General features: G+C 42.9%; 19 protein-coding genes. 5 read left to right on the top strand and 14 right to left on the bottom strand.

Annotated elements, in window-relative coordinates:
- Positions 1 to 228: 228 nt before the first annotated feature.
- The 3 genes from lpxD to lpxA are packed head-to-tail and all read left to right on the top strand — an operon-like array spanning position 229 to position 3,497.
- On the top strand, positions 229 to 1,260 hold the full coding sequence (lpxD, locus tag F1644_RS09700; protein ID WP_027200409.1) for a UDP-3-O-(3-hydroxymyristoyl)glucosamine N-acyltransferase: 1,032 nt from the start codon (positions 229 to 231) through the stop codon (positions 1,258 to 1,260).
- A gap of 1 nt (position 1,261) precedes the next feature.
- Positions 1,262 to 2,662, top strand: coding sequence for a bifunctional UDP-3-O-[3-hydroxymyristoyl] N-acetylglucosamine deacetylase/3-hydroxyacyl-ACP dehydratase (locus F1644_RS09695; protein ID WP_087421516.1), 1,401 nt, complete (start codon positions 1,262 to 1,264; stop codon positions 2,660 to 2,662).
- 55 nt (positions 2,663 to 2,717) lie between these two features.
- The gene (lpxA, locus tag F1644_RS09690) at positions 2,718 to 3,497 is read left to right on the top strand and encodes an acyl-ACP--UDP-N-acetylglucosamine O-acyltransferase (RefSeq protein WP_027200407.1); all 780 of its coding nucleotides are present in this window, start codon (positions 2,718 to 2,720) and stop codon (positions 3,495 to 3,497) included.
- A gap of 85 nt (positions 3,498 to 3,582) precedes the next feature.
- Here lpxA and F1644_RS09685 read toward each other — a convergent pair whose 3' ends face one another.
- From F1644_RS09685 to F1644_RS09655, 7 genes are all read right to left on the bottom strand, one after another.
- The gene (locus F1644_RS09685; protein WP_118303952.1) at positions 3,583 to 4,836 is read right to left on the bottom strand and encodes a hypothetical protein; all 1,254 of its coding nucleotides are present in this window, start codon (positions 4,834 to 4,836) and stop codon (positions 3,583 to 3,585) included.
- 24 nt (positions 4,837 to 4,860) lie between these two features.
- Positions 4,861 to 6,315, bottom strand: coding sequence for a RagB/SusD family nutrient uptake outer membrane protein (locus F1644_RS09680; RefSeq protein WP_158571851.1), 1,455 nt, complete (start codon positions 6,313 to 6,315; stop codon positions 4,861 to 4,863).
- A 12-nt stretch (positions 6,316 to 6,327) separates the two neighbouring features.
- Entirely contained in the window at positions 6,328 to 9,804 is a 3,477-nt protein-coding gene (locus F1644_RS09675; RefSeq protein WP_118303956.1) for a SusC/RagA family TonB-linked outer membrane protein, read from the bottom strand.
- Positions 9,805 to 9,882: 78 nt separating this feature from the next.
- Positions 9,883 to 11,019: a FecR family protein gene (locus tag F1644_RS09670; protein WP_118303958.1), complete on the bottom strand. Its 1,137-nt coding sequence runs from the start codon at positions 11,017 to 11,019 to the stop codon at positions 9,883 to 9,885.
- Positions 11,020 to 11,152: 133 nt separating this feature from the next.
- Positions 11,153 to 11,746 (bottom strand): RNA polymerase sigma factor, encoded by a 594-nt coding sequence (locus tag F1644_RS09665; RefSeq protein WP_118303960.1) that lies wholly within the window; start codon positions 11,744 to 11,746, stop codon positions 11,153 to 11,155.
- Between the two features lie 421 nt (positions 11,747 to 12,167).
- Positions 12,168 to 13,775, bottom strand: a complete 1,608-nt coding sequence (gene pckA, locus F1644_RS09660) for a phosphoenolpyruvate carboxykinase (ATP) (protein ID WP_087421526.1) — start codon at positions 13,773 to 13,775, stop codon at positions 12,168 to 12,170.
- A gap of 138 nt (positions 13,776 to 13,913) precedes the next feature.
- Positions 13,914 to 14,522 carry a DNA alkylation repair protein gene (locus F1644_RS09655; RefSeq protein ID WP_118260433.1) on the bottom strand — a complete coding sequence of 203 codons (609 nt, stop codon included), beginning with the start codon at positions 14,520 to 14,522 and terminating at the stop codon, positions 13,914 to 13,916.
- A gap of 217 nt (positions 14,523 to 14,739) precedes the next feature.
- Between F1644_RS09655 and F1644_RS09650 the strand changes: the two genes are divergently transcribed.
- Positions 14,740 to 17,088, top strand: a complete 2,349-nt coding sequence (locus tag F1644_RS09650; RefSeq protein WP_118304032.1) for a S9 family peptidase — start codon at positions 14,740 to 14,742, stop codon at positions 17,086 to 17,088.
- 399 nt (positions 17,089 to 17,487) lie between these two features.
- Complete coding sequence (locus F1644_RS09645; RefSeq protein ID WP_147344455.1) at positions 17,488 to 17,682, top strand: hypothetical protein; 195 nt, start codon at positions 17,488 to 17,490, stop codon at positions 17,680 to 17,682.
- A 189-nt stretch (positions 17,683 to 17,871) separates the two neighbouring features.
- On the opposite strand, the gene F1644_RS09640 is transcribed toward F1644_RS09645, so the two are convergent.
- The 7 genes from F1644_RS09640 to F1644_RS09610 all read right to left on the bottom strand — a co-directional run bounded on the left by F1644_RS09640 (position 17,872) and on the right by F1644_RS09610 (position 26,532).
- Positions 17,872 to 18,264, bottom strand: coding sequence for a hypothetical protein (locus F1644_RS09640; protein WP_118303962.1), 393 nt, complete (start codon positions 18,262 to 18,264; stop codon positions 17,872 to 17,874).
- 12 nt (positions 18,265 to 18,276) lie between these two features.
- Entirely contained in the window at positions 18,277 to 18,927 is a 651-nt protein-coding gene (locus tag F1644_RS09635) for a hypothetical protein (RefSeq protein ID WP_118303964.1), read from the bottom strand.
- A 27-nt stretch (positions 18,928 to 18,954) separates the two neighbouring features.
- Positions 18,955 to 20,520 carry a RagB/SusD family nutrient uptake outer membrane protein gene (locus tag F1644_RS09630; protein WP_158571852.1) on the bottom strand — a complete coding sequence of 522 codons (1,566 nt, stop codon included), beginning with the start codon at positions 20,518 to 20,520 and terminating at the stop codon, positions 18,955 to 18,957.
- Positions 20,521 to 20,525: 5 nt separating this feature from the next.
- On the bottom strand, positions 20,526 to 24,074 hold the full coding sequence (locus F1644_RS09625) for a SusC/RagA family TonB-linked outer membrane protein (protein ID WP_229782398.1): 3,549 nt from the start codon (positions 24,072 to 24,074) through the stop codon (positions 20,526 to 20,528).
- A 67-nt stretch (positions 24,075 to 24,141) separates the two neighbouring features.
- Positions 24,142 to 25,317: a FecR family protein gene (locus tag F1644_RS09620; protein WP_168044283.1), complete on the bottom strand. Its 1,176-nt coding sequence runs from the start codon at positions 25,315 to 25,317 to the stop codon at positions 24,142 to 24,144.
- A gap of 119 nt (positions 25,318 to 25,436) precedes the next feature.
- The gene (locus F1644_RS09615; protein WP_118303970.1) at positions 25,437 to 26,012 is read right to left on the bottom strand and encodes an RNA polymerase sigma factor; all 576 of its coding nucleotides are present in this window, start codon (positions 26,010 to 26,012) and stop codon (positions 25,437 to 25,439) included.
- 7 nt (positions 26,013 to 26,019) lie between these two features.
- The gene (locus F1644_RS09610) at positions 26,020 to 26,532 is read right to left on the bottom strand and encodes a TlpA family protein disulfide reductase (RefSeq protein WP_209279516.1); all 513 of its coding nucleotides are present in this window, start codon (positions 26,530 to 26,532) and stop codon (positions 26,020 to 26,022) included.
- Positions 26,533 to 26,682: the final 150 nt, after the last annotated feature.

Genomic DNA, 26,682 nt, shown 5'->3' with positions numbered 1-26,682 from the left:
AATTATTTTTAATCCAAAGAGTTCCAGTGGAAAATAGGTGATGGCGGAATATTTTTTTTCGGTGCGAACGTTTCCGGGAAAGGGGTTTCATAGCAATGGAAATCGTGTTGGAGACAAGCCTTTAGGCCTTGATATGTATGGTTTTAAATACTGGTATTGAAACATATTTGTCACATTTTCTATATAGTTCCAAATAAAATTTGTAAGTTTGCCGAAATTTTTTGAATTATGGAGTTTAAAGCAAAGGATATAGCAGCTCTATTAAGCGGGGTTGTCGATGGAGACCCCGAGATTTCTGTAAATAACGTATCTAAAATAGAGGAAGGAAAGCCGGGAACGTTGGCTTTTTTAGCTAATCCTAAATACGAACATTATATCTACACGACGCAAGCATCGATCGTGTTAGTGAATAAAACATTCGAACCCACGCACGAGTATTCCTGTACTTTGATCCGGGTGGAATCGGCTTATGATGCCATTGCAACATTGCTGCAAATGTATGATGATATGAAGCCGAAACCAGTAGGAATTGAACAACCTTCTTATATCAGTGATAGTGCCACGATCGGGGAAAAACCTTACATCGGGGCATTTGCATATATAGGGAGAGGTGCGAAAATCGGGAATAACGTGAAAATATATCCTCAGGCCTATATCGGTGACGGTGTGGTTATCGGGGATAACACGATTATTTATGCCGGGGTAAAGATTTACACGGGATGCGTGGTCGGGAAATCCTGTATCCTTCATGCCGGAGTGGTACTGGGAGCTGACGGTTTCGGATTCGCTCCGGAAGGTGATCATTACAAGAAAATCCCGCAGATCGGTAACGTGTTGCTAGAAGACGACGTGGAGATCGGGGCAAATACTTGTATCGACCGGGCCACCATGGGTTCTACGATTATTAAAAAAGGAGTTAAACTCGATAATTTAGTCCAGATTGCACATAACGTGGTGGTGGGTGGTAACACGGTTATCGCTGCCCAGTCTGGGATTGCCGGGACTACAAAAGTCGGTGAGAACTGCGTGTTCGGCGGGCAAGTGGGTATTGTCGGTCACTTGAATATCGGGTCGGGGACGCAGATTGCTGCCCAGAGTGGTATCACTTCCAACATACCGGAAAAATCTGTCCTGCGCGGATCACCTGCATTCGATTATCCGAAATACCAGAAATGTTATGTCATGTTCCGTAAATTACCGGAGCTATACGGGCAAATAAAAGATTTAGAGAAAGAAGTAAATAAATTAAAATCAGAATAAAATGTCAGTAAAGCAAAGAACTTTAAAGAGTGAATTTTCTTTGAATGGAAAAGGTTTGCACACCGGGAAACAGGTGGCCGCGACCTTTAAGCCAGCTGAAGAGAACTTTGGCTATCGAATACGTCGAATGGATTTGGAGGGGACTCCTGAAATTCCAGCTTTGGCTGAATATGTAAAATTAATGGATCGTGCCAGTTGTCTTGAAAAAGACGGCGTGTGCGTGTTCACCATGGAGCATGCGATGGCAGCTCTTTACGGGAGCGGAATTGACAACTGCCTGATCGAGTTAAGCGGGGAAGAATTCCCGATCTTGGACGGTAGTGCTAAATATTACGTGGAAGAGATAGAGAAAGTAGGTTTTGAAGAACAAAAAGCGGATAGACGCTACTTTACCGTGAAAGAGCAAATGGAATTTTGTAGCGAGGACGGGCAGACGAAAATCACGTTATTGCCGGATACCGACTATAATATAAATTTGGTCGTTGCTTACGATTCTCCTTACTTGCAAATGCAGTATGCTACTTATTCTGAGCAAGTAACCGATTTTGCGAAAGAGATTGCCCCGTGTCGGACATTCGTATTCCTGCGCGAGTTGGAAATGCTTTTGCAGCACAATCTGATCAAAGGCGGGGATTTGGATAACGCGATTGTGATCGTTGATCGTGAAATTTCTCAAGAAGAGGTGAACCGTCTGGCTAAACTGTTCAACCACGATTCTATCGAGGTGAAACAGGGTATTTTGAATAATTTGGACCTGTACTTTGACAATGAACCGGCTCGTCATAAATTGCTGGATGTTATCGGGGATCTGTCTTTATGCGGGCGTTTTATCAAAGGACGTGTTATCGCGGAGAGACCGGGTCATAAAGCAAATACCAGCTTGGCCAAGAAAATGTGTAAGGCCATCACGCAGGCGGAGAGAGAAGATGTTCGTCCTGACGTGGACACGACAGCCGAACCGTTGATGGATGTGAATAAGGTGAGAGCCTTGTTGCCTCATCGTCCTCCTTTCCTGTTGGTTGACAAGATTTATGAGGTGACGGATGACATCGTGATCGGTTGTAAGAATGTTACCATGAACGAGCCTTTCTTCGTGGGACACTTCCCGGAAGAACCGGTGATGCCGGGTGTGCTGATCGTGGAGGCGATGGCGCAGTGCGGGGGGATTCTGGTGTTGAATCAGGTGGAGGACCCGGAGAATTACTCCACGTATTTCGTGAAAATAGATGGTATCAAATTCCGTCATAAAGTTGTTCCGGGCGATACGCTGGTCTTTAAGCTGGTAAAGATTGCTCCCATCCGTCGCGGGATCGTGACGATGAGAGGGTACGCTTTTGTCGGTAAAACGTTAGTTTGTGAAGTGGGAGAATTCATGGCCCAGGTTGCAAAAACGAAAAAATAGTGATAAGCTTGTACTTAAAATGTAACTATTATATTGTAATTAAATAAAAAAACGAATGAAACAACCGTTAGCTTATGTTCATCCTGAAGCTCAGATCGCGGATAACGTGGTGATTGAGCCTTTCGTGACAATTGATAAGAATGTTGTCATTGAGGAGGGAACAAGAATTGGTTCGAATGTCACTATCCTGGAGGGAGCGCATATCGGGAAAAATTGTAAGATTTTTCCGGGGGCTGTTATTTCTGCCATTCCTCAGGATCTTAAATTCAAGGGAGAGAAGACCATCGTCGAGATTGGTGATAACACGACCATCCGGGAGTGTGCGACTATAAATAGAGGTACTGCCGCTAAGGGCGTAACTAAAGTCGGGAGCAATTGTTTGATCATGGCCTACGTGCATATCGCGCATGACTGCGAGATCGGGGATAATTGCATTATCACGAATGCTTGTCAGTTAGCCGGAGAGGTCGTTGTGGATGATTTCGCTATTATCGGTGGAATGTCTGCCGTACATCAGTTCGTACATATCGGTCGTCACGTGATGATTCAAGGCGGCTCTTTGATTGGTAAGGACGTACCTCCTTACGTGAAAGCCGGGAGATTACCTTTATCCTACGCGGGAGTGAATTCGATCGGTTTGCGCCGTCGCGGATTCGTGAACGAAAAGATCAACGAGATTCAGGATATTTACCGGATACTTTTCCAATCCGGGTTGAACAACTCTGACGCGGTGGAACGAATCGAGGCCGAGATGCCGGCATCCAAAGAACGTGACGAGATCATTATGTTCGTGCGTAACAGCAAACGGGGTGTCATGAAAGGCTATATGGGATAAAAATCCAAAGCATTAAAATATAAGAGGTGTGGTACTCTACCACACCTCTTTCGTTTGTAAGGATTTACTTACTTGTATCTGTTCTTTATTTTCTCATCATCCGGAAAGGACAATTTTCAATCACCGTGCGGATACGTTTTACTTGATCATAGGTTATCGTGTAAGCGGGCCCATAAACATCCATAATCTGGTAAGAATTGTAGTAAATTTCGTTACCGTTTTTGTAAAGATGATTCCCGTCCTCTTGATACGTCCATTTTTCAAGGCTCATGTTTGAGTAAGCGGCCGTGTAAGTATCATCGCAGAAATCGTCTAGCTCTCCGACTCCTATTCCGTAGTATGTGGGGAAAAGTCCATAGAAAATTCCTAAAGCGTCTTCGAGTCCCTTATTGTCTTGAACCATTGAATAATAGGTGCTTCTGGTAATCCCGATAGCAACTTCATTGAAACTATAATATTTTGCATCAGAAATGTTATTAACGGTTCTGATATACCGATCGCCCATTTCCAAATGACTGCCATTGTTTAAAATATATGCGGGTAAGTTCACTTGGTCTTCTGTGAATTCGGAGATATAAATATTTAGATAGTGATTTATATCCCAAATCAGATAACTTTTAATATAACTATTAATACTTGTCTCATCACTGACTTCCACTCGATTGATTCCTTTTTCTTTTAGTTCGTTTCCTTTGGGATCATGAGTAGCCAGTTCAAACGTGATTTTTGAATCGATAGAAGAAGGAGCATGAATGATTTCGTTTTTAAAAACTCGGTTAACCCGGTCAATCAATTTCTCAATATCTTCGGCATGAATACTTGCATAGGCATTTGCTTGGCTACGGGGCACAACGATGTGAAATATTACGGGAACCGTAATGGGTTCAAACACATCGGTCGGGACCGGACGTAAAGCAACTTTCCTGGGTGTAGACTCAAACCCTTGGTATGAAGCCAGGAATACCAGTGTATCTTCTGAAAGATCGGTAGTTTTAAAGGTCCAATCCACGGGAGTGCCGTCTTTTTGGTAGATTTTTATTTGACTCGAGTCAAGCTGTTCGGCAGAAACTTCTATCGTGTCTCTATAAGTTTTCTCGATCAGGTTTATTTCTCCGTCTACTTCTTTCTGTATCAAACGGGTATTTTCAACTGCACAGAAAGCTTTTACGATAAACTTTAATTCGGCGGTGCCGTCAGCTATCAGCACGGGGCTGTTGGGACTCAAGCTTAGGCGTACGATATTTAGCGGAGCCTCGATTTTGTAAGATTCATATTCTTGTTTTTCGCAGGCTGTGCATAAAAAACAAATTATGATGATAAAAAAACTGATATTTTTCATGATGTCAAATTCTTAAACTATTAATTATTCTGTAACAATCAGCCATCCTGGATTCTGTTCGATGTCGTTATATTGTAATTCCTCTTTCACGGGTATCGGCAGCGTGAAACGATAATCGTTGTCCTCCAAAGTATAAGTAGGATGTTCGGCATCTTCATAAGAACTACGGGTCCAGCCTGTCTGTAATCGGCTTAGGTCACACCAACGCATATCATATTCATAACAGAATTCCCGGCGACGTTCATTCAATATCTCTTGTAAAAGGGCATTTCCTTGATAACCGTTATAATTTGAATACCGATGTTTTTGAAAATCCTCCAACCATTTCTTTCCTTCCGATTCATTACCGGAACGGGCATAGCTCTCTGCAATGATCAGGTACATTTCGGCAGCAGACCAGAATTGATAGAGTTCTACTGAAACATATCCGGTTGCGATATTCATGTATTTAGTAATTACCTGCTTGTCATTGAAGAACTTTGTTTTTCTAATATCATTATCTTTAAATAATGCGTAAAGACTGGCTGAAGAATACAGATTTTGTGATGCGGATTTAGGATTTCCGACAATAAATCGTAATTCGTTGGCAGACCTAAAGTCAACCATTAAAGCATGCGGAGCCTCTTTTGAAATCCCAAGTACCTCGTTATATACCGGGAAAGGCTCATAATCCTCGGTGGATTGTAATTTTAATGCTTCCAAGGCAGATTTTGCGTGTGATGCAGCATTTTCGTAATCGTCATCGGCTTTGGCTCCCGAATCCCCTTTATAAAGGAATACTTGGGCTAAGATAGCATGGATGATGTTTTTGTCATAGAAAACATTGTAGGTAGATCGAGGTTCGGTCGTACATTCCACACATTCCGTCAGGTCGGAAATGATTATCCGGTAAACCTCTTCCTGAGTCTTGCGTGAGGCGTCGTATTCTGCTACCTTTTGGGCATCCAGATTGACGGGTAACCCGTATTTATTTAAGTGGTAAGGAGAAAAGTATTGCATTAACTTGAATAGATGCCAAGCCCGTAACACTTTTGCTTCACAACGAACAATATCGGCTTGTTCCTTGGAAGCCTCAACCCGGCTCAATTCATCAATAATCGTATTAAAGAAACCGATATTCGAGTAATAGGCTTTCCAGATGACTCCCGGTTGTGTCGTGTTTTTCCAGTTCGCTGATTCCACGTACAAATTCTTTATATTCCCGAATATATAGCGGTTTTTAACGTAGGTGTCCACGTCAATGTCATCCCCGTAAAAGTGGAGGAAGGTCCAGATGTCATTTTCGATATAGGGGATTGAAGTTCCCTCCAGATTGTCGTAATCGGGCTCGGCATACATACGTAAATGTCCACCCAATAAAGCTTTTACTTCGTCATAGGTCCGGATAGCTTGAACATTTGACGGTTTGACATTCAAATAATCCTCACATCCCCAGCAGCAAACGATGAGTGCCCAGAGGCATATTATTATTTTTTTCATCTTCATTATTTTTTAGAATCCAAAATTCAATGTAAATGTATATTTCCGGGAATTCGGATAACCAAATTCACCCATTAACAAAGGGTCTATTCCCTTGTAGCTTGTGATTGTGAATAAATCTTTAGCCGTGAAGCTCAGACGGGCGGAGTTGAACCCTATCTTTTCAAGCCATTCAAGTGGTAAGTTATACCCTAATGATACATAGCCGCACTTCAGATAGTCTCCTTTTTCCAATCCCCAATCGAACATATAGAAAGTATAGAGTCCTTTCAATTGAGTCAGACGGGGAACATTGGTGATGTCTCCGGGTTTCCGCCAGCGATTTAAATCATTTACGTGCCGGTTCTGGCTGTCCGGGTCTTTAAACGTGTTGAACGAACGGATCATGTGGCCTGTTTTGAATTCAAAATTGGCGGAGAATACAAATTGCCTGAAATTTACTGTCGTGGAGAAGCCTCCTACATAATGTGGATTGGAGTCTCCCAAGTAACTTACCATGTCTCCGGGAATATCGTAGAAATTAGTCGCCATGTCATAAGTAGCGTCGTTGCTATTCTTATGTACCAGTGTAGTCCCGGTCATGGGGTTTATTCCTGCTACCCGGTAACCGTACCAGCCTCCTGCCGGTTTGTCTTCGACAAATTGGTGTCCTTCTTCCTGGGAAATTTTTGTGGGTAGGTCATCCACGCTTTTGTAGTAAGTATCTTTTACCGTATTTTTATTGTAGGCTATATTGAAATTGGCAAACCATTGCAATTTTTTCATTTTCAATAAAGTTATACCCAAGTCAATTTCAATACCCTTATTGTGCAGGTTCGCCACGTTGGCTGTTGCTTCCTCTCGTCCGGAAGAAATTGCCAAGTGTTTTTTATCCAGTACATCACGGGTAATATTGTAATAATAGTTCAAGTTCAACTCTACCCGGTAATCGAATAATGACAGGTCTAAACCGACATTCATATCTCTTTTGGTCTGCCATTTGATATTGGGATTCGGGTAAGTGAATGATTGGGGAACAAGTTGACCGTCGTATTTTATATTTTTATTTAAAGTATAAACCAGAAAAGGAAGGGCATTTTTATCGATACTTCCGGTATAACCGAAACCGCCCCGGAATGATAACATGTTTATCCATGATACTGTTTCCAAGAAACGTTCTTTGTGTACATTCCACCGTAAAGCTACATTCCATAAAGGAGTAAACTGATTTTTATTTCCGATTACATCCGAACCGTCATAACGCATGGACCCGGTTACTATATAACGATCCTTGTATGAATAGGACAGATTGGCATAGAAGGAAGACAAACGGGAAACTTCTTTGCCCGTATTTCCTAATTCCAATAAATTGATGTCCGATTGTGCTATGCCTGTTAGTTCGGGAAATCCGATGATGTTGTGTTCCTCATCGAATATCGGGGAATAGTTATAGAAAGATTTACTTTGTCGTTCCATAACCTCCTGACCGATGAATAAATTCAAAAAATGGGTATCCAAGAAATCTTTTGAATAGGATAAAGTATTTTTTAGCGTGTAACTATTCGAGTAGGAAGTGCTTTCCCGCAAAGAACCTTGCGCCATATCCGGATCCATTTCACCGGACCAACCGAGCATGCTTTGATACCAATTGTTCTTGTAATTCGTGTAGGTTCCGGGACCTTCCACCGTCCGGTCATGGTTGGAATTGACGTTATAAATACCATGTGTGGTAAACATTAACCCTTTGATAATCTCCCATTCCACTTTCATCGAAATATCTGCATCGATATACCGGGTGTTTTGGGTGTTCTCTTTGATTTCTTTCATAATATTGAAAGTAGACCACTGTAAACCGGGATGTAATGAACTTGAATTCGGGGCGTAAGTAATATCGGATGCATAAGAACCGTCCGGATTATAGAGACGTTCGTAAGGATTGGCATACATGGCGTATTCCAACGGATTTACCAAGCTGGCTGTTATCTGGTCCTTTTTATAAGTTACGCTCAAACCTCCGGTAATCCGAATCTTTTCGGAAGGGGAATGGGTGATCTTGCTGCTCATTCCTAAACGGCTGTATGTGTTATTGGGAACAGTACCTTCTTCCGTCAGGTAATTTACGGAAGTGTAATGTTGTGTTTTTTCAGAACCTCCGGACATGCTGAAATTATATTGCTGGGAGATGGCTGTTCTGAATATCTCTTTAAACCAGTCCGTGTCAATTTTTCCCAGTTCGGCAATTTTCGCTTCGGCTTCCTCGGTCGTGTATTTCCCCATGTCTCTCATTCTTAAAATGTTCATCACCTGCCCGGGTTCATATAACCAGGAGGCTTCATCTGTGGCAAACTCCCGTTCGAATTGAATCTTCTGGGCGGTATTCATCATGTGTATATTATTTACAGGCCGTTCTGTAATACCGTAATTCAAAGAGAAATTGAAACGGGTTTTCCCGACTAATCCTTGTTTTGTTTCTATGACAATAACTCCGTTGGCTGCCCGGGCTCCGTAAATGGCCGTGGCTGCTGCATCTTTCAGTACTGTGATGGATTTTATATCGTTGGGAGACAAGTTCCCGATACCGGAAGTGAAGATCGTTGACTGTAAATCGGCTGATCCGATTTTTATATTCGGAATTTCTCCTTGCATGGGCATTCCGTCAACAATCCAAATGGGTTCCGTGCTTCCGTTTAATGAATTGATTCCCCGGATCTGAATCTTGGCGTCTTGTCCCGGTCGGCCGGTACTGATCATGTTCAAACCAGCAACCGTGCTGCTCAAGGCTTCTTCCACGGAGGTTAGCCCTTTCCCTTCCATTTCTCTTGCCGTGATTGTTTTCGTACTACCCGTCAAACGTTCCCGTCTCACGCTTTGGTATCCGGTGACTACCACTTCCTCCATTTCCTTGCGGTCTTCTTTCAGGATTATGTTGATAACGGTTCTTCCGTTCACTTTCACCACTTGGTCAATATACCCCATGTAAGTTACCAGTAATTCTTTCTGTTCGGTGGGTACGCTTAGTTTATATTCGCCGTTCACGTCGGTTGCCGTTCCGATAGCGGTACCTTTTATCCGTATCGTGGCTCCGATTAGGGCGTTGCCGTCCGAGTCTGTAACTTTACCTCGAATGGAAATCATTTCCGGTTGTTCCTGTGCCCGGTTCTCCTTGTCTTTTCGAACAATAACAATGGTTGTTCCTTCTATGACATAAGTGAAAGAGAACGGAGTCAATACTCTTTCTAATAAACTATTGATACTTTCATCTTTTGCTGTCAGATCGATTTTGCCTACTTCTTTCAATTGGTCGGCGTTAAAAACGAAATTCATTTTTGTTTGTTTCTGAATCTCCAGAAACAAATCATTGAATGTGACACTTTTAAGGTTCAAGTTGATTTTTGTCTGGGCGGTTACGTTGGCTCGTAACGAAAGTGCCAGAGTCACCATACAAATCATCAGAAAGAGTATTTTCAAATGATTGTTTCGGATATAAAATCCCGACTGATAATTTTTCATAGCTTTTGTATTAGTGTTAAAACTCCCTTTACTGACAGCTTTTGACTGTAGTTTGATAAATTGTGTTGATTTAAAATATTACTTTATAAAAATTTGGTTTTCAATGATATTGAATGATACGGTACGGGTCAGTTCGAATTGATTCAGTAGCTTGCTGATGTTTTCTTCTTTTTGAACCGAAGCGGTAAAACGAATATCTTTTAATTGTGGATTTTCAAATATTACTTTCATCCGGTACCAGCGTGAAAGTGTCGTCATAATATCTTCGAGGCGTTCCTCCTCAAAAGCAAAATATCCCTCCTGCCAAGCGATATAATAATTGACATTGATATTTTCTTTGACGACAATTCCTTCTTTTTCAGAGACCCGTGCCAACTGATTGGGATACAGGATTACTTCTTGCATCTTTGAGTGGTGAATCCCTACTTTCCCCTGCACTAACACAATACGAATTTCATCCGGATTGTAGCTGTTTACATCAAAAGAGGTCCCGTATACTTTTATTCTGGTGTCATACGCGTGTACGATAAACGGTTTTTGATCTTTGGAGATCTCCATATAAGCTTCCCCTTTCAAATACACCTCTCGCTGTTCTCCCGTGAAAACAACAGGATAACGAAGTTCACTTTCCGAGTTTAATTTTATCCGGCTCCCGTCTGACAGGACAACCGAGTATTCTCCGTAACGGGGTACTTTGATGGTGTTGTATTGTTGTATTTCAACATTTCCGGAGTCGGGCGTGTAAACAACCTCCCCTGATTTTTTGTTCAGGATAGCCGTATTTTTTTCTTTCAATTCAAGTTCTCGGTCTAATTTAATCTCTTGCCCGTTTGCCAGAATTAAAGTTGCCTGTGGTTTCCCCGGTGTAAGATAACCATCCGGTTCCCGTGTTTGTAAATTGGTGGGAGAGGGGGAATAGAATGTGATAGCAATCCCTATTACCAATACTAGGATTGCCGCAATTTTACTGCTGTTACGTATTATTCGGCGGCGTCTTTTCCACCGTATATAACTTCTCAGAGAGGCTACGGCTTTTTGTTTTTCATTCTGGTCAAATTTCTTTAATAGAATGGTTCTTTGTTCCGGATCAGAAAGTAAATATATTGTTTCTTTACATTCGTCATTTTCCACGAAATATTCATCCGGTTTTATTCCGTCGATAATTTGTTGTGCCCTTTCCTGTGCTAATTTTCTTGCTTTTAAATACAAATCCATCTTTCCGTAAATTAATTTGTTTCCTCCCGCCTGTTTATAATAGAAACAACATCGGTTTGAAAATTAATTACGCAAAAGGGCATTATTTTGAAAAAAAATATGTATTTGTGATAACTCTCTAGAAATAAGCGGATTATTCCCCGTGTAAAAAAAGGGAGAATAATAAAATAACGAACATATCCTTCGACAATTTGTTCCTTAGAACGGTTAGTGCTTTCTGTTTTTGAGCATAGACCGTGTTAATCGAGATGGATAAGATCTCAGCTATTTCCGGGTTTTTATGTCCTTCTAAAGAAAGTCTCATGACTTTGGCACATTCCGGGGGAAGAAGTTTCAGGTGATTGTATAAAATGGCTAATGTTTCTGACTCGAAAATATTTGACAGGATATTGTCTTCTTTTTCATCGAAACTCTGGGCAGTGTAACGTTGGGCTGCCACGGTGTGTTTATGTTCATTTTTCCAACGATTGCGGATAGATAAATACAAATAGGATTTCAACAGGTCAAAAGATTCGAACTGTTTTTTGTTCTCCAAAACGTTCAAAAAAATATCCTGTAAAACGTCATAAGGTAGAACTGTATTGTCTAAAAATAATTTGGAGGCAAAGTAATATAATTCATTATAGAAATGTTCATAAACAAAACAAAAAGCGTCTTCCTCTCTTTTGTTGAATTGTTCCAACAGGTTGTGGTTTAAATCAGGGTATTTGCATGTCGATTGTTGCATTGTTTTGCTTGCATTTAAAGGAGTATATAACAATATGTTGTTTCAATTAAAATGTCTATGGTGTTATGTGAATTGCATTTATAATTATTGTGAAAGTGGTACTATATTGAATGTATTATATCTATTTATGACTGGTGCGAATGTACGATAAAATTTTAAAATTCCTTCAAAGCGTGGAAAAATTTTAGAATATTTCTTTAAGGTGTATTATCAATGGGAAGAATTTTAATTATTGATAATCAGTAAATTAGCTCACATCTCTTCGTTATCTCTCCGTTATACTATCTAGGAACGGAGAGATAACGAAGAGAGGTAATAGCCTTAACGAACGGATGTAAGGGAAGATATGATGATGGGTGAGAGAAGGGTAATAAAAAAAGCACTCCTTGCGAAGTGCTTTTTTGCTGTTCTAATCCTGGAATTATAATTTCGGACCTGCGGCAACCAATGCCTTTCCGGCCTCGTTTCCTTCGAACTTCTTGAAGTTCTTGATGAAACGTTCTGATAAGTCTTTTGCTTTGGTTTCCCATTCGCTGGCGTTACTGTATGTGTCGCGAGGGTCAAGAATCTTCGGATCAACTCCCGGCAATGCGGTCGGAACCTCGAAATTGAAGAACGGGATTGTTTTGGTCGGGGCTTTATCGATAGAGCCATCCAAGATAGCGTCGATGATGCCGCGAGTATCTTTAATGGAGATACGTTTCCCGGTTCCGTTCCATCCGGTATTTACCAAGTATGCTTTTGCTCCTGTTCTCTCCATTTTCTTAACTAGTTCTTCTGCATATTTTGTCGGGTGTAATGACAAGAATGCTGCACCGAAACAAGCCGAGAAAGTAGGAGTCGGTTCGGTGATACCGCGTTCCGTTCCAGCCAATTTTGCAGTGAATCCGGACAAGAAATAGTATTTCGTTTGTTCCGGGGTCAGGATAGATACCGGAGGTAATACTCCGAACGCATCAGCTGATAAGAAGATAACTTGTTGTGCAGCCGGACCTTTAGAGATCGGTTTCACGATATTCTTGATATGATAGATCGGGTAAGAAACACGAGTGTTTTCGGTAACTGATTTATCATTGAAGTCGATCTTTCCGTTAGCGTCCACGGTAACATTCTCCAACAAAGCGTCACGTTTGATGGCGTTATAGATGTCCGGTTCGGCTTCCTTGCTCAAGTTGATAACTTTGGCGTAGCATCCGCCTTCGTAGTTGAACACGCCTTCATCATCCCATCCGTGTTCGTCGTCACCGATCAAAAGACGTTTCGGGTCAGTTGACAAGGTCGTTTTACCTGTTCCTGACAAACCGAAGAAGATAGCGGTGTTCTTACCTTCCATATCCGTGTTGGCAGAACAGTGCATAGATGCGATTCCGCGTAACGGGTTCAGATAGTTCATGATAGAGAAGATACCTTTCTTCATCTCACCACCGTACCAAGTGTTCAAGATTACTTGCTCTTTGGTTTTCAAGTTGAAAACGGTAGCTGTTTCGGAGTTCAAGCCTAATTCTTTGAAGTTTTCAACTTTAGCTTTTGCAGCGTTGAAAGAAACGAAATCCGGTTCCCCGTAGTTCGCCAATTCTTCTTCTGTCGGGCGGATGAACATGTTCTTCACGAAGTGAGCTTGCCATGCAACTTCCATAATGAAACGAACTTTCAAACGGGTACCCGCGTTGGCCCCGCAGAACGTGTCAACCACGTACAGTTTTTTGCCGGACAATTGTTTCACGGCTTTTGCCTTCAAATCTGCCCATGCTTCTTCCGAACAAGGTTTGTTGTCGTTCTTGTATTCGTCAGAAGTCCACCATACAGAATCCTCGCTGGCCTCGTTCTTTACAAAGAATTTATCTTTCGGTGAACGTCCGGTGTAGATTCCGGTCATCACGTTAACTGCGCCAAGCTCGGTCAAATATCCTTTTTCGTACCCTTCCAGTTTCGGGTCTGTTTCTGCCTTGTACAATTCTTCATATGAGGGATTGTGAAGGATCTCTTTCACATCCGTGATTCCATAAATACTTAAATCTAATTTTGCCATAGCAATAAATTTATGTTAGAAATTAATTAATTCTTTTTTTCTTTAATTCGGCACAAAAGTAGGAAACATTTTGATATAAAAGAACCAATTTCTCCTTTCCCTTGTCCGTTTATGTTTTATTAACACGTTCTTGTTTTCCTATTCTCTCAAGCATATGCTTACACGATCGTATACCTTTTGTACGTTCGTGTCCGTGAACTTGTTACGATCTATGTTTAGAATGTAACTGTCGGTGAATGGGGAGTTTAGTTTTCGATCAATCCGGCTCCTGCCGATGGCGGTTAGTGCCGCGACTTGAAGATAGGGATGATCGGAATTTAAATATTCATTTACCATTTGTTCCACGTTTTCCCGTTTCGAAAGAACCAATGTCCCGAAATATTCCGCAATCTCGAAGTTGTAACAGTATTGTAATAATTGAGTAATTTTTTCTGTAATCAACTCTTGAACCGGGAATAAAAAACAGGCAACGATTTGTTCTTCTCGTTTCTTTGTTCCCCACAATAGTTGTGCCAATCTTAAATCGGGTTGGTATTGTCCGGCCAGATTTTTGAGAGAGAGGTAACTTGCCCCGATCTGTCCCCGCGTGTCAGCTCCTATCCGTTCCATGCTGTCAAGACTTCTTCCGTTTTGTAACCGGAATATTCTTCGGCTGACTTCTTTAAAGAGTTGCTCTACTTTTTTATCTATCGGGAAAACTTCCATCACCTTGTCCTGTTTATTTAAAGTAAATGAAAATATTAGCATGTTTATACACGTGCAAAAATAGCTATAAAAAATGAAATCGTGGCGTCAGAGGTTATGTTTTGTAGCATATTCAAACGTTTGTGTAGAAGATGATTAGTTTAAATAATCTGAATCTGTTAAATATTTATTAAGATTTCGATAGAAAGGTAATCTTTGGGAGGATATAATTAATTTCGCTTTCACAAAGACCAATAGAACAAATTTAAAGGAATAAATGATGATCAAATGTTTTTTATGGTTCGTGCCCTGCCTTTTCGTGCTGGCCGGGTTTGCACAGAAAGCCAATTACAAAGAAGCCGAACGTTTTATGCGTGGGAACGCGGAAAAACTGGTAGGATCAACGAAAGTAAGTCCCCACTTTTTGAAGGAAAGCGATAAGTTTTGGTATAGTTACAAAACGGGCGATGGAACCCGTTATTATTTCGTTGACCCGAAGGCGAGGATTCACCGGGAGTTATTCGATCGGGAATTTATGACTGCCGAGATCAGCAAGTATACCCACGGACCGGTGAATTATAAAGAACTACCCGTGCGGGCATTGGTTTTTAAAGAAGATGAGAAAACATTGAAGTTCGAGGTGGATACTTTCCGTTTCGAATATAACATTTATACCAATCGGTTGGTGAAAATAGATTCTGCCCGGAAGAAGCCGGATGCAACTCCCAAGAAATCGAACGGGCTGGAGGGAACGTATTCTCCGGATAGTACTTATATCGTTTACGCGAAAAGTCATAACCTATATATGCTTTCCGTGAAAGATTCCGTGGAAACCCAGATCACAACGGACGGAGAATTGAAATACTCTTATGCCTACGGTGATACGGATACCACGAGTAAACGGGTGTCTGCCCGGGTGACTTGGTTCGAGAATTCTGAACGCTTTTACGTGCGTCGCTCGGACCGGAGAAAGATCAAAACGCTTTATGTGGTTAATAATTTGAGTTCCCGTCCGACGTTGAACGAGTATGAGTACGTGATGGCCGGGGATCAGGAGGTGCAACACGAGGAGTTATTCTTGGTGGACACGACCGATAAGAAATTGATCAAAGTGCCGGTTGAGAAATGGCCGGATCAGACGTTGAGATTATTTACCCCGGGAAAAAAGGTCAACAGTCTTTATTTCCTGCGCAAAAAGAGAACTTGTGACGAGATCGATTTTTGTAAGGTGGATTTGAAAACGGGGGAGGTGAAGGTGTTGATTAACGAGATTAGTAAGCCTTATTTCAATAATGATTTCTTCCATCTTTCCTTGTTGAACGAGGGAGAAGATATTATCTGGTGGTCGGAGAGAACGGGTCACGGGCATTTCTATCATTACGACGGCGAGGGAAATCTGAAGAATGCGATTACTTCCGGGAATTGGACGGCCGGGAAGATGGTTAAGATTGATACCGTGGGACGCACCATTTATTTCGGGGCTTACGGGCAGGAGAAGGGGGCGTGTCCCTACTATGCCCGGGTGAATAAAGCCCGGATTGACGGGAATGGTCAAGTGGAGGTGCTGACTCCCGAACAGGCCACTCATGAAGCTTATTTTTCGAAGTCAGGACGTTATTTCGTGGATAATTATTCCCGTGCGGACTTGGAACCCCGGAGCGTGTTGCGGGATAACAAGGGAAAGGTGATTCTGGAATTGGCCTCACCCGATTTGACTCGGCTTTACGAGGCCGGATGGAAGATGCCGGAGCCTTTCACGGTGAAGGCTGCCGATGGGCATACGGATTTGTACGGTTTTATGTGGAAGCCTTTTGACTTCGATTCAACCCGGCGTTACCCGATTATTTCGTATGTTTATCCCGGGCCGCAAACCGAGGCGATTCCGTTGGAGTTTTCCGTGACGGCAGCTTATAATGTTGGTCTGGCACAAGTCGGTTTCGTGGTAGTGACTTTCGGTCACCGGGGAGGTAGCCCGATGCGGGATAAATGGTATCACACGTTCGGGTATAATAATTTGCGGGATTACCCGTTGGCGGATGATAAGTGTGGTATAGAGCAGTTGGCTGATCGTTTTTCTTTTATTGATAAGTCCAAGGTGGGTATTTTCGGACATTCCGGTGGAGGTTTCATGTCTACCGCAGCATTATGTACTTATCCCGATTTCTACACGGCGGCTGTTTCGTCGGCGGGAAATCATGACAATAATATTTATAACCAATGGTGGGGAGAGACGCATCACGGGGTTCGGGAGGTTAAATCTTTCGAGAAGAAAACCGTGAAAGATTCCATCACGGGGAAAGATACCACGATTTCCGTGGAGAAGATCAAGTTCGAGACGAAAATCCCGACGAATATCGAGCTGGCGAAGAATTTGAAAGGGTATTTGATGCTGGTGACGGGTGACGTGGATAATAACGTGCATCCGGCGAATACCTTGCGTATGGCAGATGCGTTGTTGAAAGCGGGAAAGAATTTTGACTTGGTGATTTTACCGGGACAAGCTCACGGTTTTATGGGCATACAACAGGCTTTCTATCAACGGAAGATGTGGTTCCACTTCGCGAAACACTTGTTGGGGGATTATTCGTCCGATCAGTTCCGGGAGATTGATGCTTATATGCGGTTGTGAGGTAAATGCTAACGCCTTGATTTTATTACATAGGATTAGAAATAATTCCCGAAGAGGGAGAGTTACCCAGCTCTCCCTCTGTTTATAGAGGGAGTACCCGAAGGGGGAGGGAGTTCGTGCTATATTATCCCGTTGGCGATCCTTTGTCTATCGATAGGCTATGACAAGAACACGGCATCTTCATAGCATGAACATAGCAAGATCAATCTCTTATGTATTTGTCGTGTTTTTGCCTTGTCATTACTTGGTATTTGTCATAGTTTATCCCTAGTTTACCCGTGGAGCAATGTGGGACGAGCGTCGAGATGGATGCTTCTACGAAGATTCTGTAATAGAAATAGGAAGGGGGAAAATGGATCGTCCCCCTTTCTGCACGAAGTCTTTTCACTGGTTGCAATTGTGAAATGTAAGTCCGGACTTCGTGTTGGTCTGAACCAAGTCAACGATGAAAATTCTAAATTGTCTTATTTGATGTTGGGGCAAAAAGCAACAGGGGAAAATAGCCGGATCAATGCAGGTTCCGGCTATTCCTGTTTCTATATCCCGGTCAATAAAAAATCCGGACCGAGCAAGTCAATCCGGAGTATGGCATAACGGCTCGGGATTGACTTAATTCATGGAAGTAGCGATCTGTCAACATGAAAAAGTAACCCCATGCCATTATAAAAATTGGTGATTCCTCATACAATCTTTAGTACAAAGGTATTGGTTTCGATTGAAAATCGGGACATATTTGTCAAAAAGTATGCCCCGATTTTGTATACTACGATTATTTAATGCACCTTATTCTTTCACCACGATGGTAAAAATGTCTTCAAGAATGGCTGAGTGGTCCTCGTTTTCCACCTGTAAGCTGATTTGATAAGTTCCTGCCGGGATATTGTTGTAAACGGGAATGTCAAAAGCACCGTTTCCCCGGACCGTAACCTCTTTCAGAAAAGCTACTTTGTCGCCATCGGTTGTTGTTACCTGCCGGATTGTGATGTAGATGGGTTGAGTTCCTTCCACACCTTCGATGGGGGGAGAGACCACGTGTAGGGGTTCATTCGCATCTTGGGATTTCGTGACCTCCAGTACGTTCGGATTATATTGGGCGGCCTCCGTTTCTAAATATCCTACTTTTACATCGTGGCAGGAAAATAGGGCAAGGCAGATAATGATAGATATGTATTTCATATTCTTGTCGATTTAAAGTTTTTCAATTTTTTCAAGTTCTGTTTTTGGGACAAGGTCTCCTAACGTGTAATTGTAATTCAAAGAATGGACGACCCCGGTCAGCGTTTCAATGTCCGGAGAGGCTAATGGTATTTGGGTGTCGGCATTCTTCGAGAACAGGTACAGGTTAACGGCTCCTGCGTCGGCAACACCCCCGTATTCCGATTTCTCCCGGTAACCCAGTAGAGTTACGCCGCCTGCCGTGGTCATTTCTGTGGCGCCGACAATTTTCCCGGTAACATCCGGAATTCGGAAATTCATTTCGTCTTTCATGATCCGTTTCTTCACAACGTGCATGAGGATAATTTGTTTACAGAATGTTTTACTCATATCGCTTATTCTTGTAATCTTCCGGTCCAGCATATAGCGGCGAATCGAATGGTTCGTGGGCCCCCAGAACGTGATTTGTTCATAGCCGGGTTCTCGGCCTTCAAAAAGACTTTCCAGTTCTGCATGTTGAATCATAACCAGCAGGGAGTCCCAGTTGTAGGAGCTGGTATGGAAGTATTCGAGCATGGAGCAGTCATGTTTCCCGTTGGAAATACCGGTATCTATGTAATTGCTTTTGGGATCACAACTAGTTAGAATGCCAATGGTGAATATGCTTAATAAAATGTATTTCATAATCTTCAATTTTTATTCCGGTGAATGTTAATAGCGTGCTTGCCAATATTTGTTTTGGGTCATAAGTGAATTCTCGTTGAAAGCCGGGTAACCGACAGGCATGTATAGGGCCCCGTTATCCACGTCTTGTTGAGTCATTTGAGTGGCATGGAATTTGGACAACTCTGTTTTCCAGTATCCATTACGGACGATGTCATACCATCTTTTCCCTTCCCATAAAAGTTCTTTTTCCCGTTCCTTGAAAATGATGTACCTTAGGTCGCTTCCTTCCGTGGCGGCATTGTAATCATGACTCCGGTTCCCGTAGGCTCTTTCTCGAATGCGGTTCAGGTCCTTTGTGGCGAGATCATTTTTGTTGATGCGAGCGTAACACTCGGCCCGGAGGAGAATGAGGTCTGCCAGGCGATAAATGATGTGGTCACAGGCGAAACATTCGAATTTACCTTGGCTCCATGAAGTTGTTCCCAGTTGTACTTTCCTGAATTTGTACGGGTAGGCATATCCCTCGGCCAAAGCGTGCCATTCGGCGTTTTTACGGATTGTGTCGAGGTCATAGAAATAGGCCAATCGGCGTTTGTCTCCTTGGTACACACCCTCGGCGATCGTCCCTTCAAAATGACCCGGGTACATTTTATCCACGGTTGTTTCGAACATGCGGGCGTAGCAGTATTTGATGTCTCCCCGTCCGTCTTCTGGGCGAATCGGGAACGTGACGAATTCTTCCATGGGTGTCCAGGGATTACGGGTAGCCTCCACGTAATTGAATTTAATTTCAAAGATTCCTTCGTCACTTCCACCGGGTAGGACTTTGGTGCATACTTCTTCGGGGTCGGTAGCTAGGGTGTAATGACAGGAGTCAATCACGAAGTTGGCGGCGTTAATGGCCTCCTGCCATAATTTGGGTTCGTTATTGATGGCAGCCTTCCACGCACAAAGGTCTGCCTTGAGAGCCTGGGCGATCTCCTTGGACGGGGTGGCTTTGTCGGTTACTTGTGATCCGTTGGCATCGATCAAGCCATCGTGCAGGGGCAGAAGTTTAATTGCTAGGTTGGTTTCATCCAGGGCGAATTGCAGGATGTCGGCAACGGATGATTTCGCTTTTTTAGAAATATCTCGGCTGTCAGTTTGTAAAGGTGCCTCTCCCCATTTTTGGGCAATGCGGAAATAGGTGAATCCACGGTAGAAATGTGCCAGTCCGATGTAATAATCTTTTCTGTCTTGGGTAATCTCGGCCTTGTCAATGTTTTCTAATAAAATGTTGGCGTAGCAGATTATTGCGTAGTGTGAGTTCCAGAAAAAATCAACGTAAATCGGTGTGAATTGCGTGGCATCCCAGTTGAAACTCTTTTGTGCGGAGGTGCTACTTAATGTGTCATGTACAAAACCGAGGTCGATGGGGGTTTTATTTGCGTTAAAGGCACAAGTACTTCTAAACTCATCCCGAAGGGCATTCAGGGATGTTTCAATGTCTTTTTCCGTTTTGAAATAGTTCTCAAAAGTGACCGAGTTTTCAGGGATTACTTCTAACCCGTCCGTACAGGCAAGGCAGCCCCATAATATGCTTAGAATGAATAATATTTTGTTTGCTTTCATGGCTATCATAGTTTAATCGTTATACCTAAAGTGAGTTTGCGTGCCAACGGGTAGTTTTTACCATCGTCAAGCCCGGTGTTTATATCCACGGTTTCTGGGTCTAGTCCCGAGTAGTTCGTGATGTTCAACAGGTTCTCTCCACTGAAGAACACGCGAATGTCTTTAATGTATATTTTCTTCAGGAGATTTTTAGGGAGTGTATAACCGATAGTCAGGGTTTTAAGTTTTAGATAATTTACTTTTTCCACGTAGCGATCTATCACCGGAGACCAGCTATCATTGAAATTGTTGAGTTCTGCTTTGGGATAGGTGCTGTTGTCGCCTTCTTTCTCCCAGAAAGATACTTTCTGAATGTCTTCAAAGATGGGGTACAGGGAGGTTTCCTTGCTGGTTGAGACAATCGGGAGCAAGTTGATCATGTCTCTTCCCAGAGAGTAGGACCACAGCATGTTCAAGTCAAAGTTTTTCCATTTGATTTCGTTCACAATACCACCGTATAGTACGGGTAAACTACTGCCGATGTACACGACGTCCGATGTGCTGTTGATGTAACCGTCCCCGTTCACGTCGACGATCTGTAAATCTCCGGGTTTGTAGAATACATCTGAGAAGTATTGTTTCTCGATGGCCCGGTACGTGCCGTCTTGGCGGTAGTAGTATTTAATATCTTCCTCGGACTGGATATATCCCGTTGTCTTGTATCCCATGATGTTTCCGACGGGCTTTCCGATAATGTAGCTGCGACTATTCCCGGTCATGTCACTCATGTTCATATCTTTTCCGTTGTAGGTTTCCAGTAATTTGTTCCAGTTTTTGGCAAAGTTGACAGATATGGTCCAGAAAGAATCATCCGTCCGCATGATGTCATATTTAATGTCAAATTCAATACCTTCGTTTGAAAGGGCTCCTGCATTTCTCCACATGGCAGAGTAGCCGGAATGATTTCCCGGTATCGGGGTTTTACTTAGCATTTTGTCCGTGCGGCGGTAGTAATAGTCGGCTGTGACGGAAAGACGATAATTGAAAAAATTCATGTCAAGACCGAGGTCATATTGCTTGGTTTCTTCCCAACCTAGTTTAGGGTTGTAATATCCTTCTTGTAGATCTGGGGTAATGATGGGGTTACCCTCGTAAGAACCTTGGCCGCCTAAAAGTAAGCCGTAAGCCAAATAAGGTTGGTTGAACTGGTTTCCGGAGACCCCGTAACTGAGACGAAGTTTACCAAAACTTAATGCCCCGAACCATTGCATGAAGTTTTCTTCCGAGAAGTTCCAGGCTATGGCAGCCGACGGGAAGGTGGCCCAGCGTAAATCCCTCCCGAACACGGAACTTCCGTCTCTTCTTAACGTGGCGGTTAGCATGTATCTTTCCTCGAAGACATAGTTAAGACGGCCGAAATAACTCATCATTTTTTTCTCGGTGAAGTCAGATTGGTAGTCTTTTAGGGCTTGTGTGTAATAATCTCTATCTGCGAGAGAGGGCCACCCGTATTTCGTGGCGTAATGCACGTAGTCACTCGGACCGTTTTGGGCGGTTCCTCCGATATAATTATATTGGTCGTACTGGTAGGAATACCCCAGCATGACATCTATTTTGTGACGTTCACCGAAGATTTGCTGGTAATTGATCAGGGCCTCGTCCAGGATCGTGTATTCCCGGCTAACCTCTCCGTTGGTTAAGGATTCTTTCGGGTCATTCAGCCAAGAAGGAGAGAAGTAATTTCGGTTATTTTGTGAATAGTCGAGAGAAATCGTGTTGGAAATATTCAGACCTTTCATAATGTCCAGTTTTAAACCGAAGGTGCTGCGTAGGCGGTAGGTGTTGTTTTTTTCCTCTACACCCCGTAGACCTTTTAATACCTCTTCGGTGACCGAGTTGTTGCCCGGTAGTAGGGTGGATTGCGATAGCGGGTCACCCGGAATGACTTCCACCTCGTTCCCGGCAGAGAATCCGGAACTTTTCACGCCCCGACTACGATCGGAGAAGGCCAAATAATTTCTGAAGTCCACGGTTAACATGGGTATCGGGTTCATGATGAAGTTTCCCATCAAGTTTATTCGGGAGTACCCAGTTCCTTTCAGAATACCTTCTTCATCGTAGTAACCTAATCCCACGGAATAAGTCATTCGTTCCGAACCACCGGATGTTTGTATGTTGGCATTCAGTGTTTTGGTGGCTTGGAAATAGTATTTATAGAAGTTGGTAGAGTTGTTGTAGAAAGGGTTTAAGCTATCTTGTAATTCATCCCCGTTCTTGTTCCCGGAAACAGTCCCATCTCCCCAGTAGGCATCGTATGAACCGCCCTTGGTGTAAGCCTCTTCATAAGAGGTGGGATAGATATACATATTTTTATCTTGATCTTTATAAGCTTTACGGGCATTGAAACGTTGTAACAGCCGGAAATTGCGTTCCGCTTTCCCTCCGGTTTGCACGGGGTATTCCGGTAGCACGTTGTACGTGTATGAGAAATTGACATCGAATTGAGCGGATTGGTTTTTACGGCCTTTTTTGGTGGTCACGATGATGACCCCGTTGGCCGCTCTTGATCCGTAAAGGGATGTGGCGGAAGCATCTTTCAGAATCTGGATGGATTCGATCACTTCCGGGTTCAGGTCGGCCAATCCGTTTGTCCCGGTAACCGGAGAGGTAAAGGAGGCCATGGGTACCCCGTCAACTACCCACAGGGGGTTCGAGAAACGCCGCCCGCTTTCCACGCTGAGGGAGTTGTACCCGCGAATGGTGACTTGGGTTCCACCGCCACCGGGGGCTCCCGTGATGTTGGTTACGTCCATACCGGCCACTCGTCCTTGCAGAAGGTTGGCGATGCTCGGGGAAGGGATTCCCTTGATGGATTCTGCTTTCACGACGGAGATGGCCCCCGTCATTTCCCGTTTGTTGGTTTGCCCGTAGGCGACAACGTGTACTTCATCCAATTCGGAAATATCTTCTTCCAGGATAACCACGAGGTCTTTATTTCCTTTGAATGGAATTTTCTTGGTTTTATAGCCGACGAACGAGCATACGAGGTTTCCGGATGATACAGGAAGTTCGAGGACAAATTTACCGTTGACATCGGTGGCGGTTCCCAGTAGCATACTGTCCAGTTTGATGGTCACCCCCGGCATGGGTTCGCCTTTCTTGTCTTTCACGATACCCGATATTCTGTATTTCTTCACGTCGTCTGTTTTGGGAGTGGCTTTCATGACGATGATGAACTCCCGGTTTATTTCAAAGGTCAATCCCCGGTTTGTCAGCACGCGATGTAACAGGTCTTTTAATTCGATCTGGTCGAAATCGGCCTTGACTTTGGCTTTTTTATCGAGCATATCGTTGTTATACATCACGATACATCCCGTCTGTTTGCGGATTTCCCGGAATAGTTCTTCATAGGTTGTTTCGCCCATGTTCACCTTCATCTGGTATTGTCCCAGGGAGTTGGCACTTGCTCCGAATATGAAGCCTACAAGTAAAATCATTGTTAGTCGCATAATCAAAAAGATTTTCCAACGTTCGCTTTTTTTGAAAGCGAACCCTGTTAATGGATTTTTTTTCATACATTTGTAATATTAAGTTTTAACTGAACTGGGACCGAAAGGTGGTGCGAACACCTGACGGTCTTTTTTATTTCTCGTATATCTGGATTACATTTCCATTCACTTTAAAGTAAACATTAGATGTTTTTTCAATAAATTCAAGCATGAATAACAGCGTGTTACTCCGTTTGATAGCACCCGTGAACTTGAAGTCTCGTATATCGCTGTTCGCGAAGAAGAAGTCCACGTTGTACCAGCGGCTTAACTGTGATACAAGTTGTACCAGCGGCATATCATTGAATTCGAACATCCCGTCTTTCCAAGAGACATAACCAGTGACATCCACTTCCCGTGTTTTCAGCGTCCCGGATTTATTCTCCGTGACGGCCTGCCATCCCGGTTTTAGAATACATTTTTCATGTTGATTGTACACCTCGACTTTCCCACTCACGAGAGTTATAGCTGTGGTCGTTTCATCCTCGTAAGCGCTGACATTAAACGAAGTTCCGAGAACTTTCGTGTTGGAGTACGGGGTGTGGACGATAAAGGGGCGGAGCGTGTCTCGTTTTACTTCAAAATAGGCTTCTCCTTTCACGCTGACCTCCCTCGTGTTACCCGTGAACCGGACGGGGTATTTCAATTCGGTTTCTGAGTTTAACCAAACCTTGGTTCCATCCGAGAGAGTAAGGATGTATTCTCTACCGCGGGAGACAACAAGTGTGTTGTACTCGACGGTTTCATCTGTTGCCCGTGTTGAAAGAGAGTCACTAAGCTCGTATTTTAGTCCGGTGTTTTCACCATCTTTAACGATGGTGTTTTTGATTTTTATTTCGAAGGTATCATCAGCATTTAATTGAATCTTTTTCCCATTGTCAAAGATTAAGGTGGCTTTAGGACTACCGCTTTTCACTTGAGCCAAGTCAAGGATCGTTTTTTCCGGGGAGGGTTCGTGAGGAATGAATCTCGTTACCGCAAAAAGAATTAAGCAAGCGGCTGCTACACCGGATACAAGGTATTTCCAATGGAAGGATTTCTTTTGTTTTTTTAGACGGGAATTCAATTTTTCTTTTCCTTGCAGGGAATCGATACGTTTCCATGTTTGAACGTGTGCGAGCTGATAATGGGTCTTGCTTAATCTTTCAAATAGATCCCGATTTTCTTGACTTGTGTCAAGCCAGTCTCGGATGAGTTCTATCTGTTCCGGAGAGGCTTTTCCAGTCCAACAAGCTTGAATGGCTTGAAATATGTTGTCATCTATTTCCATGTTTCTGTTTATCTTTTATTAGTTAAACAGATTTTTGGTCCTGACGGGTGAATGAAATAAGAAAAAAATGAAATATATTTTTAAATATCTCTGGTAAACAGTGTGTTGTAGGCGTTGTTTTATTGAAAATCCTGGGGGTATAACATGAAAAGCAAGAACATTTTCTTGTATTCTTCTAATTCTGAACGTAATTCTCTCATCCCGGCTTTCAGTAATGTTTTCACGGTATTAATGGATACTTCCAGTTCATCCGCAGTCTCTTGATAGGAGTGTCCTTGACACATGACAGATTGGACAACTTGTTGTGTCTTTTCAGGAAGTTTCCGGACGGCAGCTAAAACGGTTTCGATGACGGTTTCATCCAGTAGATAGGATTCCTCTTGAGCTATGGCATAATGAGGTAAATCTAATTGCTCCGTGGGTAGTCCTTTTTTGGTTATCTGGTTCATACAGGCATTTTTCACGATCGTGAAAAGGAATGTTGACAAAGCGTTTGGATGGATATGTTCATAAAGTTCTTTTTCCCATAGTTTCACGAATTGTTCCAGTACCGTGTCCTCAGCTTCCGGTAGATCGTGGAGTAGGTCATCGGCGAACACGACTAAAGGTTTGTAATACCTGTCAAACAGTGCATTCATACCTTGTCTTTTACCGGCTTGTAGCAAAGCTATTATTTGTGCATCACTGACACTCATATCCTATTCACATGATTTGTTCTATTTTCCCGATTAGTTGTTTTGCAGAAAGATCCATTTGCTCAACGGCCATCCAGGTCACGATGTTTTCCCGGTTGACGAGATAGACACGGGGAATGGTGCTATTGGCAAAAAGGGAAAAGACTTTTTCGTCCGGGTCAAGGTAGAACGGCATCGTGAAGTTTTGTTCTTTCCAGAAAGCGTTGACGACTTCGGCTGTTTCCCCGCGGGAGATGGTGACGAGTCGGAAGGTGGGCTGGTCTTTCAGTTCATTCCACACGCTGTCAATCTTCGGGAGTTCCCGCTTGCAATCGCCACAGGTGGTAACGAAGAAAACCAACAGGGTTGTGTTTCCCGATAAATCTTCACTATGAAGTTCTTCTCCGGTTGCGTTTTTCACGGTGAATTCCGGTAATTTGTCGTTTTCTTCGATGTAATTTATGACATCTTCTTTTTCGTCTTTAATACAAGAAAGAAGAAGTAATATAAATGCAAGTAACGTGACGAATATTGTTTTCATCTTTTACGAATTCTGTTTCAATTAGACCGTGAAATTAGCGAATAACATCGAATTATAAAAATATTACGTATTTTTTACCTTGTGAAGTAAGTATATATACACAAGCGGGGAGCCAGGAAATCGTGTATGTTTGTATGCGGTAAAAAAGAA

The sequence above is a fragment of the Butyricimonas paravirosa genome (assembly GCF_032878955.1).
Lineage (GTDB): Bacteria > Bacteroidota > Bacteroidia > Bacteroidales > Marinifilaceae > Butyricimonas > Butyricimonas paravirosa.
This window is presented reverse-complemented; position numbering and strand designations above follow the sequence as displayed.

What these genes read in the sequence shown, in the direction of transcription:
- F1644_RS09620 (WP_168044283.1), bottom strand. Translation starts at nt 25,317, where the DNA reads ATGGAAATAGATGACAACATATTTCAAGCCATTCAAGCTTGTTGGACT.
- F1644_RS09655 (WP_118260433.1), bottom strand. Translation starts at nt 14,522, where the DNA reads ATGCTAATATTTTCATTTACTTTAAATAAACAGGACAAGGTGATGGAA.
- F1644_RS09670 (WP_118303958.1), bottom strand. Translation starts at nt 11,019, where the DNA reads ATGGATTTGTATTTAAAAGCAAGAAAATTAGCACAGGAAAGGGCACAA.
- F1644_RS09635 (WP_118303964.1), bottom strand. Translation starts at nt 18,927, where the DNA reads ATGAAATACATTTTATTAAGCATATTCACCATTGGCATTCTAACTAGT.
- F1644_RS09650 (WP_118304032.1), top strand. Translation starts at nt 14,740, where the DNA reads ATGATCAAATGTTTTTTATGGTTCGTGCCCTGCCTTTTCGTGCTGGCC.
- F1644_RS09640 (WP_118303962.1), bottom strand. Translation starts at nt 18,264, where the DNA reads ATGAAATACATATCTATCATTATCTGCCTTGCCCTATTTTCCTGCCAC.
- lpxD (WP_027200409.1), top strand. Translation starts at nt 229, where the DNA reads ATGGAGTTTAAAGCAAAGGATATAGCAGCTCTATTAAGCGGGGTTGTC.
- F1644_RS09625 (WP_229782398.1), bottom strand. Translation starts at nt 24,074, where the DNA reads ATGAAAAAAAATCCATTAACAGGGTTCGCTTTCAAAAAAAGCGAACGT.
- F1644_RS09615 (WP_118303970.1), bottom strand. Translation starts at nt 26,012, where the DNA reads ATGAGTGTCAGTGATGCACAAATAATAGCTTTGCTACAAGCCGGTAAA.
- F1644_RS09665 (WP_118303960.1), bottom strand. Translation starts at nt 11,746, where the DNA reads ATGCAACAATCGACATGCAAATACCCTGATTTAAACCACAACCTGTTG.
- lpxA (WP_027200407.1), top strand. Translation starts at nt 2,718, where the DNA reads ATGAAACAACCGTTAGCTTATGTTCATCCTGAAGCTCAGATCGCGGAT.
- F1644_RS09675 (WP_118303956.1), bottom strand. Translation starts at nt 9,804, where the DNA reads ATGAAAAATTATCAGTCGGGATTTTATATCCGAAACAATCATTTGAAA.
- F1644_RS09695 (WP_087421516.1), top strand. Translation starts at nt 1,262, where the DNA reads ATGTCAGTAAAGCAAAGAACTTTAAAGAGTGAATTTTCTTTGAATGGA.
- F1644_RS09680 (WP_158571851.1), bottom strand. Translation starts at nt 6,315, where the DNA reads ATGAAAAAAATAATAATATGCCTCTGGGCACTCATCGTTTGCTGCTGG.
- F1644_RS09630 (WP_158571852.1), bottom strand. Translation starts at nt 20,520, where the DNA reads ATGAAAGCAAACAAAATATTATTCATTCTAAGCATATTATGGGGCTGC.
- pckA (WP_087421526.1), bottom strand. Translation starts at nt 13,775, where the DNA reads ATGGCAAAATTAGATTTAAGTATTTATGGAATCACGGATGTGAAAGAG.
- F1644_RS09685 (WP_118303952.1), bottom strand. Translation starts at nt 4,836, where the DNA reads ATGAAAAATATCAGTTTTTTTATCATCATAATTTGTTTTTTATGCACA.
- F1644_RS09610 (WP_209279516.1), bottom strand. Translation starts at nt 26,532, where the DNA reads ATGAAAACAATATTCGTCACGTTACTTGCATTTATATTACTTCTTCTT.